General features: G+C 69.8%; 10 protein-coding genes. 7 read left to right on the forward strand and 3 right to left on the reverse strand.

Annotated elements, in window-relative coordinates:
- Nucleotides 1–80: 80 nt before the first annotated feature.
- Entirely contained in the window at nucleotides 81–1322 is a 1242-nt protein-coding gene (locus G6048_RS08945) for an ROK family transcriptional regulator (RefSeq protein ID WP_165338923.1), read from the reverse strand.
- 169 nt (nucleotides 1323–1491) lie between these two features.
- On the opposite strand from G6048_RS08945, the gene G6048_RS08950 reads away from it, so the two are divergent.
- The 7 genes from G6048_RS08950 (at nucleotide 1492) to G6048_RS08980 (ending at nucleotide 12594) form a co-directional block, all read left to right on the forward strand.
- Nucleotides 1492–2841, forward strand: coding sequence for an extracellular solute-binding protein (locus G6048_RS08950; protein WP_165338924.1), 1350 nt, complete (start codon nucleotides 1492–1494; stop codon nucleotides 2839–2841).
- A complete protein-coding gene (locus G6048_RS08955) occupies nucleotides 2838–3845 on the forward strand; it encodes a carbohydrate ABC transporter permease (protein WP_165338925.1) in 1008 nt (335 codons plus the stop codon). The genes G6048_RS08950 and G6048_RS08955 overlap by 4 nt, the downstream gene beginning before the upstream one ends.
- Complete coding sequence (locus G6048_RS08960; protein WP_165338926.1) at nucleotides 3842–4741, forward strand: carbohydrate ABC transporter permease; 900 nt, start codon at nucleotides 3842–3844, stop codon at nucleotides 4739–4741. Before G6048_RS08955 ends, G6048_RS08960 begins: the two co-directional genes overlap by 4 nt.
- A gap of 34 nt (nucleotides 4742–4775) precedes the next feature.
- Complete coding sequence (locus tag G6048_RS08965; protein ID WP_165338927.1) at nucleotides 4776–6305, forward strand: glycosyl hydrolase family 28 protein; 1530 nt, start codon at nucleotides 4776–4778, stop codon at nucleotides 6303–6305.
- A complete protein-coding gene (locus G6048_RS08970; RefSeq protein WP_165338928.1) occupies nucleotides 6302–9634 on the forward strand; it encodes an alginate lyase family protein in 3333 nt (1110 codons plus the stop codon). Before G6048_RS08965 ends, G6048_RS08970 begins: the two co-directional genes overlap by 4 nt.
- 28 nt (nucleotides 9635–9662) lie before the next feature.
- Nucleotides 9663–10907, forward strand: coding sequence for an alginate lyase family protein (locus G6048_RS08975; protein ID WP_165338929.1), 1245 nt, complete (start codon nucleotides 9663–9665; stop codon nucleotides 10905–10907).
- Between the two features lie 94 nt (nucleotides 10908–11001).
- Nucleotides 11002–12594 carry a carboxylesterase/lipase family protein gene (locus G6048_RS08980; protein WP_165338930.1) on the forward strand — a complete coding sequence of 531 codons (1593 nt, stop codon included), beginning with the start codon at nucleotides 11002–11004 and terminating at the stop codon, nucleotides 12592–12594.
- Here the strand turns inward: G6048_RS08980 and G6048_RS08985 are convergent.
- Complete coding sequence (locus G6048_RS08985) at nucleotides 12476–14350, reverse strand: glycoside hydrolase family 127 protein (protein WP_165338931.1); 1875 nt, start codon at nucleotides 14348–14350, stop codon at nucleotides 12476–12478. The two genes, G6048_RS08980 and G6048_RS08985, sit on opposite strands and share 119 nt — an antisense overlap.
- Complete coding sequence (locus G6048_RS08990; protein WP_165338932.1) at nucleotides 14347–15468, reverse strand: LacI family DNA-binding transcriptional regulator; 1122 nt, start codon at nucleotides 15466–15468, stop codon at nucleotides 14347–14349. The genes G6048_RS08985 and G6048_RS08990 overlap by 4 nt, the downstream gene beginning before the upstream one ends.
- Nucleotides 15469–15755 lie beyond the last annotated feature (287 nt).

Consider the following 15755-nt stretch of genomic DNA (forward strand, 5'->3'; position numbering starts at 1 on the left):
ACGATGAAGTGGGTGTTGATGATGCCGGAGACCGACATCCAGCCGCGCGCGATCTCCTCCACGCACAGCGCGTAGGCCCTTCACGCCGTCGCCCCCTTGGCCGCCACCTGGTTCAGGGCCGCCGCCAGGTCCGGAGTCTCGCTCAGGACCAGGGCCGCGCCGCCGAGCGCGCCGACTCGGGCGCCGAGGCCTGACTCGGGTGGCACGTCGCGGCCCAACTCCGCCTGGACCACGTCCACTTCGCGGACCAGGGCGAGGGCGTAGCGGCGGATCGCCGTGCGTATCGGGGTGAGCAGGAGTTCGCCGGCGCGGGACAACTCGCCGCCCACGATGATGCGTTCGGGGTTGAGGAGGTTGCACAGGTTGGCCAGGGCCTGGCCAACCACGGTGCCCACGTCGGCGAGCACCCGCTCGCCCGCGCGGTCTCCGGCGAGTGTGCGGTCCAGCATCTCGTCGAGGGTCAGGGTCTCGCCGAAGACGGGGCGCAGAGCGGCGAGTACGGCGGGGATGCCGGCGCGCAGTACGAGGCAGCCGCGGTTGCCGCAGCGGCAGGCGGGGCCGTTGACGCTCACCGAGACATGGCCCAGCTCGCCCGCGGCGCCGACCGCCCCGCGGTACAGGCGTCCGTCGAGGATCAGCCCTGAGCCGATGCCGCTCGACAGGCCGAAGTAGAGCAGGTTCGCCACCGAGCGGCCGGCGCCCCAGCGGGACTCGGCGACGCCTTCGAGGCGGGTGTTGTTCTCCACGGTGACCGGCAGCCCGAGCGCCCGCTCGAACTCGTCGGCGGCGTGCACATCCGACCAGGGCTGCCCCGGCAGGGAAACCCCGACCACTCCGGTGCCGCGGTGAATGGGCCCCGGGACTCCGACGCCGACACCGAGGACCTGCCCTCGGCCCAGACCCTCCTCGTCCAGAAGCCGCTCAAGGATCGACGCACCGGCCGCGATCCGCTCGGCCGGCCCGGTGTCGGGATCCAGAGCCGTACCGGCACTCGCGACCTCCCGCGCGGCGAGGTCGCCGAGATGCACCCACACGCCGTCGAAGGTGTGGTTCATTCCGGCCACGACCGCCGCACGCGGATTGACCGACAGCAGATCACCGGCACGTCCGTCGAGGTCAGCAATCGGTTTCCGCTCGGTCTTCGCGACCAGACCGCGCTCCAGCAGCTCGTGGGTGATCGTCGACACCGTCGTACGGGACACGCCCGCCAGCCGCGCCAGGGCGGCCCGATGCAGGGGACCTTGATCGAGCAGCAACGCCAGGAGCTGCTCCTGGTTGGTTCGCCGCAGACTCCGGAGCGACCCTCCGGCCTTCTGGCTCATGTCGCCGAGGTTACCCAGTCTTTTCGAAAGTTCGTCAAGACTCTTGACGCAGATTCCAGACAGGAAGAAGCTCTGCCCACTGCTCATAGCAACCGGTTGTCCAGAGCCGCTCGGCTCCGTGCCGGCTCCCGTCGGCCTGCCCAACTCCCAGCAAGAAGGTGAGGCGTACATGCACGCACACCCTGGTGCTCCTCCCAGCCGCCGCCGATTCCTCGCCCTCGCGGCGGGCGGTGCCGCGGCCGGAGCGGCGGCCCTGAGCGGCTGCGCGCTGTCGACGGCGGGAGCCGCACCCGGCGGCAGCGAGAGCGTCACGATGATGGTCAATCTCGACGATGTCTCCCCTGAGCTGGTCAAGCAGGCTCAGAAGGAGATCGGCGTCAAGATCACCATCGTCGCGTACGACATCACCCGGCTGATCGCGATGCTCACCAACGGCAACCCTCCGGACCTGGTCCGCGGCCTCGGCGCCCTGGACGCGCCGTACTTCGCCGCCCGGGACGTGGCCGAGAACCTCGACCCGTACTTCGCCAAGTCGACCGTCCTCAAGGTCGACGACCTGGACCCGGCCAACGACCTGTGGCGGTTCGACGGCACCACGCAGGGCAAGGGCCCCCGCTACGGCATGGCCAAGGACTTCTCCCAGGACGCCATGTTCTGGTACAACACCGCACACTTCGACAAGGCGGGCGTCGACTACCCCTCCGACACCGATCCGATCACGTACGAGGAGTGGCTGGACAACGCCAAGCGGCTCGTCCAGCGCAAGAACGGCCAGACCACCGTCTACGGCGGCAGCTACAACGGCCTGGGCCTCGGCATCCTCTTCACCAACCTGACGGCCGCCGCCGGAGGCAGCCTCTTCTCCGACGACTTCAGCCGGGTCGACTTCACCAGCCCCGAGGCCCGCAGGGCCCTGACCTGGTACGTGGACTACGCCAAGACCAGGGTCGGGCCGAGCCTCATCCAGCCCAACCCGGACGCCTGGGACGGGCCCACCTACGTCGCGAGCCGGATGGCCATGTCCGGCAGCGGCTACTGGCTGGGCGGCATGATCAACGCCGAGGCGAAGGTGGCGGAGGTGTCGCGCCTCGCCCCGGCCCCGGTCTTCGAGGGCGGTCCTCGCATCAGTGCCTGCCAGGGCGGCACGGGCATGTGGATGCCGAAGAAGGCGCGGAACAAGGACGCCGCCTGGCGGGTCTTCGAGTGGTTCTTCGGCGAGGCGCCGGCCAAGGCCCGTGCGGAGGGCGGCTGGGGGATACCGACGCTCAAGTCGCTCCAGTCGCTGATGCCGGACAAGGAGGACTACCAAAAGCGGGTCCTGGAGGTGCAGAGGGCCGAGCTGAAGCACTTCTCGGTCACCCCCTTCACCCCCTACATCAAGACCGAAGCCATCGACGCCATCATCAACCAGATCATCCCGGCCGCGATGAACGGCCAGCTCTCCGTCGACACCCTCGCGGGACGCCTCAACTCGTCGGTCAACGAGCAGATGAAGCGCGGTAAGGAGCAGGTGGGATGACAGTCGGCCAGATCCCCGAGATCCCCCAGGTCACCGGGCAGCCCCGGAAGGTCGCGCGCACCGGCGCCGTACGCTCCGGTGACCTGCCCCGGACCTCCATGACCGCTCGCCGGCACCGGGCGTTCTACATGTTCACCTCGCCCTGGATCATCGGCTTCCTGCTGCTGACCATCGGCCCGATGGCGTACGCGCTGTGGCTGAGCTTCACCACATTCGACGGCATCTCCCCCAACTGGAAGTACGTCGGGTTCGGCAACTATCAGGAACTGCTCTCGGACTCGGTCACCTGGGACTCGCTCGGGCGCGCCGGCCTGTTCGCCATCACCTCGGTACCGCTGTCGATCATCGCGGGAATGGGGCTCGCGGTCCTGGTCAACCGGCCGCTCAAGGCGCGCGGCCTGTGGCGCACCCTGCTGTATCTGCCCGCCGTGGTGCCGCCCGTGGGTGCGGGCCTCATCTTCAAGCAGCTCTTCAACCGGGACTCCGGCGCCACCAACGGCGTCCTCAACATCTTCGGCATCGACGCCATCGCCTGGCTCGACGACCCGTACGCCCGCTACGTGATCCTGATGGCGGTGCTCTGGGCCGCCGGCAACATCATGATCATCTCGTTGGCCGGGCTCCAGGACGTGCCCCGTGAACTCCACGAGGCGGCCCGGATCGACGGAGCGAGCGCCTGGCGGACCTTCCGCAGCATCACCGTGCCGCTGCTCTCGCCGGTCCTGCTCTTCCAGGCCGTGACCGGAATGATCGCCTCGGTACAGACGATCATGCCCATGCTGCTCGCCGCGGACGCCAGCCCCAAGGGCGTCACCTCGATCCCGCAGTCCAACTACATGTACATGATGCACGTGTTCGCCGAGTACTTCGCTCTCGGCCGCTACGGCTACGGCTCCGCGCTCCTGTGGGTGCTCTTCGTCCTGATCCTCATCGCGACCGGTCTGATCTTCAAGTTCACGTCCGGTGTGGTGTTCTACAACGTCGACCCGGAGGCGAAGAAGTGACCGCCACTACCGTGACCTCCCAGGCCGCCCAGACCCCCGAGCCCCTCAACACCCCTGATTCCGGGGGCCGGGTACGGGTGCGCGCCTCCCGTCTCGTGCTCTACACCGTGCTGGTCGTGATCACCGGTCTGATGCTCGGCCCCTTCGGCTGGCTGGTCATCACCGGCCTGAAGACCACGCCCGAGCTCGCGGCCTCCCCGGTGCACTGGCTGCCTGAAACGTTCCAGTGGCACAACTTCGCCGACGCCTTCACCAAGATCGAGTACCTCGGCTACACCCGCAACTCCCTCATCATCTCCCTGATCTACGCCATCCTCGTCACCCTGAGCTCCGCCTGGGTCGGCTTCGGATTCGCACGCCTCAACGCCCCCGGCAAGAAGATCCTCTTCGGTGTGCTGCTCGGCTCGATGATGCTGCCGCAGATGATCACGCTCTTCCCGACGTACCTCATCTTCGCGAAGATCGGCATGGTCGACACGTACTGGCCGTGGGTCCTGTGGGGTATGGCCTCGGCCCCGTATCTCGTCTTCCTCTTCCGGCAGTTCTTCGCCGGGATGCCGCGGGAGCTGGAGGAGGCCGCGATCGTCGACGGCGTCGGCTACGCCGGGATCTTCTGGCGGATCTTCCTGCCGCAGTCCTGGCCGGTCCTGACCGCGAGCTTCGTGATCGCCTTCACCTGGAGCTGGGGCGACTTCATCGCCCCGATGCTGCTCCTGTCCAGCGACAAGACCACGCTCTCCGTCGCCCTCATGACCTCCTATGTGACAGAGGCCGGGATGCCGGTCAACAACCTGCTGGCGGCCGGCTCCGTGATGTACGTCGTCCCCATCCTGCTGATCTTCCTCGTCGCCCAGCGCGGCTTCGTCGCCGGGATGTCCACGACCGGACTGAAGTAGTCCCTCTTACCGAACCTTTTGCAAGGAGTTACGTATGAACGCGCCCCTGTCACGCCGAACCACCCTCCAGGCCGCCGGTGTCATCGCTGCCGCCGGCTTGGCCGGCAGCATCGGCGGCACCGTACAGGCTGCCGCGGCGGAGAACGGCGCCGCCGGCGACAGCGTGGTCATCCACCCGACGCTTCCGAAGGTGCCTGTCAACAACGCCTTCACCGTCAAGGTCCGGCCGCTCGGCGGCACTTGGCAGAAGCTCGGCGTCTACCTCGCCAAGCTCGCACTGATCGACCCGATCACCGGCAGCAACAGAGCCCAGAACTCCTCCTGGGCCGCCTTCGACTTCTCCGGCACCGTCGAGGTCGAGGTCGCATACAACCCGGGCGGCGGCGAGAAGGTCCGCATCCGCCCGGACTCGTACGGCATCAAGCCCGAGGTGCTCGGCAGCACCGCGCGCTTCACCCTGGACCGGCCCCGCAACCTCGTCGTCCAGATCGACGACAAGATCTTCGACTGCCTGCACCTGTTCGCGAACCCGATCGAGCAGGACGTGCCCGCCGAGGGCGACAAGAAGGTCATGTACTTCGGGCCCGGTCTGCACACCCACCCCGACCGGACCCTGAAGGTGCCCACCGGCACCACGGTCTACCTGGCCCCAGGCGCCGTCCTCACCTCCGCCGTGATCTTCGAGGGCGTGGAGAACTCCCGGCTGATCGGTCGCGGCGTGGTCTACGACTCCACCGGCGGCGCGGTCTTCGTCCGCAAGTGCGAGAACGTCACGATCGACGGCGTCACGATCCTCAACCCCCGGTACGAGAACATCAGGGTCGCCGAGTCCAAGAACCTCACCATCAAAAATCTGCGTGCCTTCAGCCACCAGGGCTGGGGTGACGGCATCCAGCTCTACTGCTCCGAGAACGTCACGATCGACGGCTGCTTCCTGCGCACCTCCGACGACAGCGTCGCCCTCTACACCCACCGCTGGGACTTCTACGGCGACACCCGCAACATCACCGTCAAGAACTGCTCCCTCTGGGCCGACGTCGCCCACCCGATCAACATCGGCGTGCACGGCAATTCCGACACCCCAGAGGTGCTGGAGAACCTGCGCTACGAGAACATCGACATCCTCGACCACCGCGAGCCGCAGGTGACCTACCAGGGCGCCATCGCCTTCATGGTCGGCGACAGCAACCTCGTCCGGGACGTCACGTTCGACAACATCCGCGTGGAGGACTTCCGCTGGGGCCAGCTCATCCACATGCGGGTCGAGTACAACCCGAAGTACAACACCTCGGCAGGCCGCGGCATCGAATCCGTCTACATCAAGGACCTCAGCTACAACGGCAAGAACGCCGACCTCTCGATCATCGCCGGCCTCGACGCGGAGCACGCGATCAAGGACGTCACCTTCGAGAACCTCCGCGTCAACGGCAGGGTGATCGCCGACAGCACGGGCAAGCCGAGGTGGTACCTGGCCTCGGACGGCGTGCCCATGTTCGTCAACGAGCACGTGACGAACCTCAAGTTCCTCACCACCGCCGAGGCCGAGGCGGCCGCCGCGTCATGATCACACCTGCTCCGAGCCGCCGGAACTTCCTCGGCGGCACGGCGGCCCTGCTGCTGGTGGCGGGCGCGAGCGGACTGCTCGCGCCCGGCACCGCCCGGGCGGCCGGCCACCAGACCAGTCGCACTCAGTTCACACACCCCGGCCTCCTGCATACAGTCGACGACATCGCGCGTATGAAGGCCGCCGTCGCCGCCAAGGAATCCCCGATCCACGACGGCTACCTCGCGCTCGCCGCCCACGCGCGCTCGAAGCCCACCTACGCCATCCAGAACGCCGGCCAGATCACCTCCTGGGGCCGTGGCCCCACCAACTTCCAGAACCAGGCGGTCGCCGACTCGGCCGCCGCCTACCAGAACGCCCTCATGTGGTGCGTCACCGGCGAGCGCGCCCACGCCGACAAGGCGCGGGACATCCTCAACGCCTGGTCGAAGTCGCTCACCGCGATCACCGGGGCCGACGGCCCGCTCGGCGCCGGACTCCAGGCGTTCAAGTTCGTCAACGCGGCCGAGCTGCTGCGGCACAGCGGCTACGACGGATGGGCGGAGGAGGGCATCGCCCGCTGCGAGCGGTCCTTCCTGGACGTCTGGTATCCGGCGGTGTCCGGATACATGCTGTACGCCAACGGCAACTGGGACCTGACGGCCATTCAGACGATCCTCGCCATCGGTGTGTTCTGCGAGGAGCCCACCCTCTTCGAGGACGCCCTCCGCTTCGCCGCGGTCGGCACCGGCAACGGCAGCGTCCGCAACCGCGTGGTCGCCGACTCCGGTCAGGGCCAGGAGAGCGGCCGCGACCAGGGCCATGAGCAGCTCGCCGTCGGCCTGATGGGCGACGCCGCGCAGGTCGCCTGGAACCAGGGCGTCGACCTGTGGGGCTTCGACAAGAACCGCATCCTCGCCAACGCCGAGTACGCCGCCCGCTACAACCTGGGCAACGACGTCCCCTTCACCGCCGACCTGGACCGCACCGGCAAGTACATCAAGACGACCGTCTCGGACCGCGTCCGCGGCAACATCCCTCCGATCTACGAGATGTACTACGCCCACTACGCCGGCGTCCGCGGTCTCGACCCCCCGAACACCAAGGCCGCCGTCTTCCGCGGCACCGGCGGCGCCCGCGTCGTCGAGGGCAGCAACGACGACCTGCCGAGCTTCGGCACCTTCGCCTACGCCGGCACCAAGGCACCCGCCCCGACCGCGCCCACGGCTCCGGCCGGTGTCACGGCGGTGGGTGAGGACAAGGCCGTCACCGTCAACTGGCTGCCGTCCGCCTGGGCGAGCGAGTACACCGTCCAGCGGGCCACGAGTCCCGGCGGCCCGTACGAGCGCGTCGTCTCCGGCCTCGACAAGCCGGTGTACACCGACAGCGACGTCCGCGCGGGAGACACGTACTACTACAAGATCGCCGCCTCCAACTCTCAAGGAAAGAGCGGCAGTTCGGGCTGGGCGTCGGCCGCCGCCGGCCTTCCCGAGCCCTGGTCGACCCAGGATGTCGGGGATGTGAAGCGCGCCGGTTCCGCTGTCTTCGACGGCGAACGGTTCGTCCTGGAGGCGAGCGGCACCGCCGACACGTACCGGCTCGCGCACCTGCCGCTGCGCGGCGACGGCACCATCACCGCGCGCATCGTGTACCCGCTCAGCTCGCAGTACTCCAAGATCGGTGTCACCCTGCGCGACTCCCTCGACGCAGGCGCCGCGCACGCCTCGATGCTCATCCAGGGGCTGCCCCTGCACACCTGGAGCGGTGTGTGGACGGTCCGCCCGAAGGCCGGGGCGTCCGTCTCCGCCACCGGCAGCACCCCCGTGCCGCCGACCCAGCAGCAGGCGATCACCACCGGCGCGGCGTTCCCGATCTCGAACCTCGGCACCCTGCCCGAGTCGGCGACCCCGCTCGAAGCCCCATACGTCGAGGGTGCGGGCGACGGCTACCGGATGCGCATGCCGTACTGGGTGCGCGTCACCCGCAAGGGCCGCCGCTGCACCGGAGCCATCTCCCCGGACGGTATCCGCTGGACCGAAGTCGGGTCCACGGAGGTGGAGTTGGGGCGCACCGCGTACGCGGGAATCGCCCTCACCTCCTCCCTCGGCGTCGACGAGGAGTACGCCGAGACTGGCACCGGCGCCTTCGACAACGTCACCGTGACCTCCAGCTCCGGTGAGGTCTGGTCCGTGCCGCGCTCCACCCGCACCGCCGGCGACCTGCGGGCGACCGCGGGCGCAGACGCGGTGGAACTGGCCTGGACCGACCTCGACCTCTCCGCCCGGTACAAGGTGCTCCGAGCGACCGACGCCGACGGCCCCTATGTGACCGTCGCGACCGCCGTCGGCCCGGTCGGCTTCGGCACCCGCATCCGGTACGCGGACGCCACCGGCCGGCCCGGAACCACGTACCACTACGCCGTCGCCAAGACCAACAGCGGCGGACGCGGCCCGCTGTCCGAGCCCGCCACCGCGAAGATGCCGCGTCCCTCGGTGCCGGAACTGACCTCCGCAACCGGCGCGTTCGCGAACAAGGGCGTCGCCTTCCGGTATCTGCTGCGGGCCTCGCACGAGCCCGTACGCTTCACCGCGAGCGGCCTGCCCGACGGTCTGCGCCTGGACAAGCGCACGGGCTGGATCTCCGGAACGCCCACCGAGACCGGCGAGTTCACCGTCACCACCAGCGCGGGCAACGCCGTCGGTGACGGGACCGGCACGCTCAAGCTCACGGTCGGCACACCGCCGCCCGGCCCCTGGACGTACGGCGACCTCGGTGACGTGGTCCTCGACGAGCGGGAGTTCGGGACATTCGGTGTGGTGGCCGTGCGAACCCCCGGCAGCACGGCGTACGAGGACGGGACCCTCGTCGTCCGCGGTGCCGGGACCGACCTGACCGTCAACAACCAAGGGATGACAGGTCAGTTCGTACGGCGGCCGGTCACCGGTGACTGCGAGGTCACCGCCCGGCTCGTCTCCCGCGAGGGCGCGAGTGCCGACCGGGTCGGGCTGCTGATGGCCAAGTCGCTGTCACCGTTCGACCAGGCGGCCGGAGCGATCGTCACGGGCGGGACCGCCGCCCAGCTGATGCTCCGTACGACCGTGGCCGGACGCTCGGCGTTCACGGGCAACGGCACGGTCACCGCCCCCTGTCTGCTGCGGCTGAAGCGCGCTGGGACCGCCTTCACCGCGGCCGTCTCCACCGATGACGGCGCCACCTGGACCGCCCTCGCCACGGGCGAGGTCTCCGGCTTCGGTGACGCCCCCTATTACGTGGGCCTCGTGGTCTGCTCCCGCGACCCCCTGGCCCGCAGCACCGCGCGATTCAGCGAGGTGAGCATCACCCCCCTGTAGATCCCCCACGGGATTGGAGATGCACCACATGAGCCGCACATCCCCCCACCAGCACCTCCAGCAAAAACCGGAAGTGAGCCGCCGCGGTCTCCTCAAGACCGCCGGCGGTCTCACCGCCGCCCTCGCCGTCGGCGCCTCGGCCACCGCCCTCACGGGCTCGGCCGAGGCTGCCCCGGCGACCTTCACCCACCCGGGCATGCTGCACGCCTACGGTGAACTCAACCGTGCCAAGGTACGGGTCCGCGAGGGCGCCCAGCCGTGGCTGTCCGGCTGGCAGCGCCTGACCGCCAACGGCCACTCCGCGAGCACCTGGCAGCCCAACCCGCAGGCCACGATCATCCGCGGCGGCGACGGCCAGAACTACGGGATCCTCTTCAACGACATCCACGCGGCCTACCAGAACGCGCTGCGCTGGCAGGTCGGAGGCACCCGGGACAACGCCGAGTGCGCCGTACGGATCCTCAACGCCTGGTCGTCCAGACTCACCTCGGTCACCGGCAACGCGGACCGCTTCCTGGCCGCCGGGATCTACGGCTACCAGTTCGCGAACGCCGCCGAACTCATGCGCGGCTACGGCGGGTTCGACCTCGAGCGGTTCAAGAGGATGATGCTCAACGTCTTCTACCCGCTCAACAACCAGTTCCTGACCAACCACAACGGGGCCTGCATCACCAACTATTGGGCGAACTGGGACCTGTGCACCATGAACTCGATCCTCGCGATCGGGATCCTGTGCGACGACGGCGCCAAGTACGACCAGGCCGTGAACTACTTCAAGAACGGCGCGGGCAACGGAGCCATCCGCAAGGCGGTGCCGTTCCTGCACCCCGACAACCTCGCCCAGTGGCAGGAGTCGGGCCGCGACCAGGGGCACACCATGATGGGCATCGGCCAGATGGGCGCCTTCTGCGAGATGGCCTGGAACCAGGGCGACGACCTGTACGGCTACGACGGCAACCGGTTCATGAAGGCCGCCCAGTACGTCGCGAAGTACAACCTCGGCGAGAACGTCCCCTTCACCACGTACACCTGGGGGACAGGGACGAACTGCGCCCAGCGGTCCCACACCGTGATCGCCTCCGGGGGCCGCGGCCACGTCAGGCCGGTGTGGGACATCCTCCACTACCACTACGCACGGCGACGGGGCCTGTCCGTTCCGTACATCACGCGCATGGCCGAGCGCGTCCGTCCCGAGGGAGGAGGCGGCGACTACGGCTCCACGAGCGGCGGCTACGACCAGACGGGCTTCGGCACGCTGATGTACGCCAAGTAGCCGCCCACCAGCGACGCACGCCGGAATAACCGGAGGAGGTGTGGTGCTCTGAAGTGAACGACGGTTCACGAGCGTGCGAGGAGCTGGTGCTCGGATGACGGCAGACCGGACGCAGCCAACGGTCAGGACCCCGTACGGGGACGTACGCGGCAGGTACGAGGACGGGATCGCCGTCTTCCGCGGCATCCCGTACGCCGCGCCGCCCTTCGGCCCCCGCCGGTTCCGGCCGCCCGTGCCGCCCACACCCTGGGACGGTGTGCGCGACGCGGGCGCGTTCGGGCCGACACCGCCGAAGCCCCCGTACTCGGAGGCCTTCGCCCGGCTGCTGTCCGACCCGGTCGTGCCGGGTGACGACTGCCTCAACCTCAATGTGTGGACGCCGGAGCCGGGCCGAGGGGCCCGGCTGCCGGTGCTGGTGTGGATCCACGGCGGCGCACTCACCCGCGGCTCCTCGGCCGTGCCCGTCTACGACGGACGGGCCTTCGCCCGCGACGGCGTCGTCATGGTCTCGATCAACTACCGGCTGGGCGTGGAGGGCTACGGCCTCTTCCCGGACACCCCGCCCAACCCGGGCCTGCGCGATCAGTTGGCTGCCCTGGAGTGGGTGCGCGAGGCGATCGCCGAGTTCGGCGGCGACCCGGACCGGGTGACCGTCTTCGGCCAGTCGGCCGGGGCGATCAGCACCGGAGCCCTGCTCGCCGCCCCGCAGGCACAGGGCCTTTTCAGACGGGCCGTCCTGCAGAGCGCGCCGCCCGAAGCCTTCGACCGAGACAAGGTACGGCGCATGGTGCGCAGGATGGCGGCCCGGCTGAAGATCCCGGCGACGGCCGAGGCCTTCGCCGCCGTCGACCGCGAGCTGCTGCTGCGCACCCAGGTCGAGGTAGGCCGACTGAGCAGCCCGGTCCTCGGCGGGCCCTCCTTCGGCATCGTCGTCGACGACGACCTCGTCCCGCGGGACCCTATGGAGGCCCTGGTCGAAGGGGGTGCCGCGGCGGGCGTCGAGCTGCTCATGGGCTGGACCCAGGACGAGTACCGGCTGTGGCTGGTGCCGGGCGGGCTCATGGAACGTGTCGACCGGCTCGGCCCGGTCGCCCTGGCCGGTGCCATGGCCCGCTGCCACTGCGGCTCCGAGGTCCCGCGCGGCTATCGCGCCCTCCACCCGGACGCCCGCCCCGCCGAACTCCTCGGCCAGATGGTCACCGACCACCTGCTGCGCATCCCGCTGCACCGGCTGGCCGACGCCCGCCCCGGCTCCTCGTACGTGTACGAGTTCGCCTGGCCCTCGAACCTCCCCGACCTCGGCGCCTGTCACGCCCTGGAGCTCGGCTTCGTCTTCGACACCGGGGACGTCCCGGAGTCGGCCAAGCTCGCGGGTGACGGAGCCCCGAAGGAGCTGGCCGACGCGATGCACTCCGCGTGGGTGCGGTTCGCCGCCGAGGGCGACCCGGGCTGGCCCGCCTGGGACGCCTCGCACCCGGTGCGCGTCTTCGGCGCGGACGGGCCGCCCGTGGTGCACGGTCCGCGTGACCGTGAACTCGCCCTGTGGGACGCCGAGTCGGCGGGAGAACTCACTCCTCGGGAATCCACACCCGCATTGCGCCCTCTTCCCGGTTCGCCCAGGCGTAGTACGGCACCGCTGTCAGCCGTACGCCGCTTCCGTCGCTCCGGCGGCGCCCGTCGGCCGTGACGACGGCGACTCCGCCAAGGAGCTCCGGCTCCTGAGCGACCGCCGGCTCGGAGCCGTACGGCAGGGTCACGTCGTCGAGCCGGACCCCGGGCTGCTGGTCGACGCCCTCCAGACAGTGCACGAGCGGGCCCCGCTCCACGGCCACACAGCCGCGGACCGCGTCGACGCGCGGGTCGGGCCGGGTCAGGCGGACGCTCATGTCGAGGTCGAGGGTGAGCGTGTCGCCCGCGGACCAGCGGCGGCGCGTCCGCAGCCAGCCGTCGCCCGTCTCGGTGGGGGCGCTCCCGTCGGGTGCCGAGGCCTCGAACTGCGTGCACCAGGACGGGATCCGCAGCGACAGCGACCAGTCACGGTCCGCCGGAGCCTCCTCGACGGTCACGGTGATCCGGCCGTCCCACGGATACGCGGTCTCCACGCGGACGACGCCCTCCCCGGCGGCGTACACCCCCGTCGCGTACTGGTGCAGCTGCAGACCCTCCGCGTCGCCGCTCGCCACATAGTGGGGGAGCGAGGCGAGCAGCCGCATCACGTTCGGCGGGCAGCAGGCGCAGCGGAACCACGGGGTGCGGCGGGCCGTCTGGTCGCCGCCGCGGTCGGCGTACTCCTCGCGGACCTGGAGCGGGTTGACGTACAGCCAGCTGTCGCCGTCGAGGCCGACGCCGGACAGGAAGCCGTTGAAGAGGGTGCGCTCGACGAGGTCCGAGTACTTCGCCTCGCCCGTCAGCAGGGCCATCCGCCACGACCACTGGACGGACGAGATCGCCGCGCAGGTCTCGGCGTACGCCCGGTCCGGCGGCAGCTCGTAGGGGTCGCCGAAGGCCTCGCCCTCGTGGCGCGAGCCGACCCCGCCGGTCACATACGTCTTGGTCGCCACCATGGCGTTCCACAGGCGCTCCAGCGCGGCCCGCAGTTCCGGGTCGCCGGTCTCCGCCGCCAGGTCGGTCGCCCCCGCGAGCAGATACAGCTGCCGTACGGCATGGCCCTCGACCGTGTTCGCCTCGCGCACCGGAACGCGGTCCTGCCAGTAGGCCTGGCCCATGTCGCGGTCGTGGCCGCGGTCGACGCCCGCGTTCAGCACGGCGTAGCCGCGCCGGTCGACGAAGTAGCCGGCGAGGTCCAGCCAGCGGCGCTCACCGGTCTCGCGGTACAGCTCGACCAGCGCCGTCTCGATCTCGGGGTGCCCGCACACCCCGTCGATCGCCTTCTCCTTGCCGAACGTCGCGTCGATGTGGGCCGCGAACCGCTCGGCCACCTCCAGGAGTTCACGCCGGCCGGTCGCCCGGTGGTGGGCCACGGCCGCCTGAATGAGATGGCCCGCGCAGTACAACTCGTGGCCCCAGCCCAGCTCCTGCCAGCGCAGCTCGGGATGCGCGACCTGGTAGTACGTCTGCAGATAGCCGTCCGCGTCCTGAGCGGCCCCCAGGAGAGCCGTCAACTCATCGATGTGTGCGGCCAGTTGGTCGTTCTCGGGGTTGTCGGCGAGCTGCCAGGACGCCGCCTCCAGCCACTTGTGCACATCCGAGTCCTGGAACTGGAAGTCACCTATGAAGGTGCCCTTGCCGTCGGCCGCCGCCCGCAGATTGGCGAGGTTGCCCGCCTCCTCCAGCTTCGACGGGCCCTGCGGGATGCTCACCTCGGCATTGGTCGACCGTCTGGCCGCCCAGAAACCGCCGGTGATCCGGGCCGCGGCCGCCGGGCGCAATGCCGTGTGCGCACCGTCGGTGAGGCGGATCGGACCGGTGTTGTTCGTTGTCACGTCAACCCTCCAGCAGGAGCTTGCGAGGAAACCCTGGCGCTTGCGTCCGGAACTAACTGCCCAGGCACCGCCGCCACCGAATCCCGCACCACCACATGCGTTCCCAGCAGGAGGTGCTCGTTCGGGGCGTCCGGTGTCCTGCCGAGGGCCGTGCGGACGGCGAGGCGGCCGAGTTCCTCGTAGGGGACGTGGACCGTGGTCAGCGGCGGATGCAGATCGCGGGCGAAGGGGATGTCGTCGTAGCCGACGAGGGAGACGTCGTCCGGGACGGACAGGCCCGCCTCGTGCAGGGCGGTGAGCGCGCCCGCCGCGACCATGTCCGTGGCGGCCATCACCGCCGTGAACTCCAGCCCTTGGGACAGGGCCTGGCGGATGCGGCGGTGGCCCGAGTCGCGGGTGAAGTCCCCCGCGAGGAGCAGCTGAGGGTCCGGTTCCTCGCCGCGTGCGCGGTGCGCGGCCAGATAGCCGCGCTCGCGGCCCTGGGCCGTGGTGTTCTCCGGCTTGCCGCCGAGGAACAGGATGCGCCGGTGGCCCCGGGCGAGGAGGTGGGAGCACAGCGCGTACGCCCCGCTCTCGTTGTCGTACTCGATCACCGTCACCGGGGTGCCCGGATCAAGCGGCGGCCGGCCGCACAGCACGAGCCGTGAGCCCGCCGAGGCCAGCGAGTCGGCGATACGGGACATCCGTGCGCGGTACTCGGCGGTGTCCGCGGTGCCGCCGACCAGGATCACGGCGGCGGCACGCTGGGCCCGCATCGTCTCGATGAACTCCAGCTCGTGCTCCGTGTCGCCGTCCGTGCTGCACACCAGGCACAGATGCCCGAGCCGGGTCGCCTCGCGCTCCACGCCGTGCGCCATGTGCGCGAACGACGGGCCGGTGATGTCGTCCAGTACGAAGGCGAGGGTCGGTGTGCCGACGCCCGCGATCGCCTTGGCCCGGGCGTCGGCGACATAGTCCAGCTCGCGGACCGCCCGCATCACGCGCGTACGCGTCGCCGTGCTCACCGGGTAATCGCCGGCCAGCACGCGCGACACCGTCGAGGCGGACACCCCCGCCCGGGCCGCCACGTCCCGGATCGTGCTCCGGCCCCCGCCGTCCCCGTTGCTCTTCCTCGTCATCCCCGCCCCTTCGACCGCTCAGTGGCTCGGGAACTGCGGCAACACTCGTGGCAACCGGTTCCCAGACCGGAGGCTAGCGGTGGGGTAACCGGTTGTCACGCCGTTTCCCACCGTAGAACCGCCCCGCACCACGCACATCTTCGCGGCCAACAGCGATTATCCGCACCCGGACGCGGTATTCGCAGGGAAGAGACGCAGTATGCGAAGAGTACGCGCAGGGAAGTGCAGCCAGCAGCCACGTCGTACGCACCCGCACACCCGGGAGCGCCCCTCATGAACGCCACGAT

Source organism: Streptomyces ureilyticus, assembly GCF_011045025.1.
Lineage (GTDB): Bacteria > Actinomycetota > Actinomycetes > Streptomycetales > Streptomycetaceae > Streptomyces > Streptomyces ureilyticus.

Excerpts from the sequence above, each read along its gene's own strand:
- G6048_RS08945 (WP_165338923.1), bottom strand. The coding sequence starts at position 1,322 with ATGAGCCAGAAGGCCGGAGGGTCGCTCCGGAGTCTGCGGCGAACCAAC.
- G6048_RS08950 (WP_165338924.1), top strand. The coding sequence starts at position 1,492 with ATGCACGCACACCCTGGTGCTCCTCCCAGCCGCCGCCGATTCCTCGCC.
- G6048_RS08955 (WP_165338925.1), top strand. The coding sequence starts at position 2,838 with ATGACAGTCGGCCAGATCCCCGAGATCCCCCAGGTCACCGGGCAGCCC.
- G6048_RS08965 (WP_165338927.1), top strand. The coding sequence starts at position 4,776 with ATGAACGCGCCCCTGTCACGCCGAACCACCCTCCAGGCCGCCGGTGTC.
- G6048_RS08970 (WP_165338928.1), top strand. The coding sequence starts at position 6,302 with ATGATCACACCTGCTCCGAGCCGCCGGAACTTCCTCGGCGGCACGGCG.
- G6048_RS08975 (WP_165338929.1), top strand. The coding sequence starts at position 9,663 with ATGAGCCGCACATCCCCCCACCAGCACCTCCAGCAAAAACCGGAAGTG.
- G6048_RS08980 (WP_165338930.1), top strand. The coding sequence starts at position 11,002 with ATGACGGCAGACCGGACGCAGCCAACGGTCAGGACCCCGTACGGGGAC.
- G6048_RS08990 (WP_165338932.1), bottom strand. The coding sequence starts at position 15,468 with ATGACGAGGAAGAGCAACGGGGACGGCGGGGGCCGGAGCACGATCCGG.